This is a genomic window from Pseudidiomarina salinarum (assembly GCF_000753715.1).
Taxonomy (GTDB): Bacteria; Pseudomonadota; Gammaproteobacteria; order Enterobacterales; family Alteromonadaceae; genus Pseudidiomarina; species Pseudidiomarina salinarum.
Genome location: NZ_JPER01000007.1, coordinates 1 through 1,493, shown reverse-complemented (window position 1 = coordinate 1,493; position 1,493 = coordinate 1). Strand labels below are relative to the sequence as shown.

Below are 1,493 nucleotides of genomic sequence, written 5' to 3'. Positions count from 1 at the left end.
TTGTTATGTCATTGACAGTAAACGACGTAAATAAACAACACAACAACAAAACACGCAATATTGTCGAAGTGAACGTGCCTCGCATCTTTGGCATCACCCACACTTACGAATAACGGAACGGCTAGTCACTAGTTGAAGTAGACCCAAAGTCACAAGGTCCGCTGTTCGCTCATCACCGACATCCGTTGTTACCAGTGTCTGAAACAGAAGTGAGTCGGATAGAATTCATACATAAATGGCTCCTCGAGACTAATTCTTATAAGTTATGCGACGTCACTTTATAGATATAAGATGTTAAACAAGGTGTATAATATTTTCGGAAAGCTGATCGATTGCTCTATCGCGATGGCGGTTTATATCTGAATAAACATCAGCTAAAAGAACGTATTTGGGGATCGGACTTTGAATAAAAAAATCATCATAAATGATGTCTTCGAGAATATTGATAGTCGACTCATCCAGGAAGGTGTACCAATAACATTAAGGTACATAAAAGCAACTGGCGAGGTGAGTAAGTACTTCGATAATATTCCCGTACCACTATCGTCTAAAAATTTGCTACCGAACAATGATTTTGGAAATCAACTGACTATTTGGTTGTCTTCGTGGTATGACGCTAAATATGGTAATAATCAACAATACGATTCGGATTTAGGTTTTTTTTACCAAGAAATACGCGGAGACTTATGGCGTTTCAGAGTGCCTGACTTTTACGGGCGCTGCATGTTCTTTATTGATACAAACCTAGAAATCTGTGGCGCAAATAACGAAACCAATATTCTTAGAATGTGTCCACAACTTACGCAAGCCTACGTAAACTCATTAAATGAAAATGAGATGCAACAATTAGCATCAAACTTCAACCTTGCTGTCGAAACGCTACAGATTCTAAACACATGGAAAATAAAGAAAGTTCCACTTTATAAGGATTTTGATGCCGATCTTAAAACGATTTCCGCACAACTAGGAAATCACAGTTCGAATTACGGACAAGCTAGATGGGGTTATCTGCAGTGTGCAGAAAAGATACTGAAGTCTTGGTTATTGGACGCAGGTTATAGAGAGGAAAAGCTTAGAAAAGACTTTGGTCATAACATACGAAAATTACTCTCCGAGTTTAACAAATGTTATATCGAAAGAGTAAGTATAACCCAAATAGATGATATAGCGTGTTCTGCGGGAGCTAGATATGGTGAGGGCGATTTTTCAAAAAAAGATATTATTAAAGCTCAAGAGTGGCTATTTAATTTAGTAAAAAGCATCGGCGATGCACCAAGGCTAGCGATGCGTTGAGCGAATATTAATTACTTTCGCCTACTACGGGCACTCTTGCTAGCCCGGTATAATTAACACAGAAGAAACGGCCGCTTTTCGCTCATAGCTGACTGACAGTCATGTGCCGGGAGGAGACGTTAACCCAAAAGTTCAACTGCGAAGGAGCAAACTTGGCCGGCGCTGCGACGAGGCCCGTTATGTGGATATATAACCTACTC

General features: G+C 39.8%; 1 protein-coding gene. It reads left to right on the top strand.

Annotation, left to right across the window (positions count from 1 at the left end; genetic code table 11):
* Positions 1-402 precede the first annotated feature (402 nt).
* Positions 403-1,293: a hypothetical protein gene (locus tag IDSA_RS10830; protein ID WP_034776891.1), complete on the top strand. Its 891-nt coding sequence runs from the start codon at positions 403-405 to the stop codon at positions 1,291-1,293.
* The last annotated feature ends 200 nt before the right edge of the window (positions 1,294-1,493 follow it).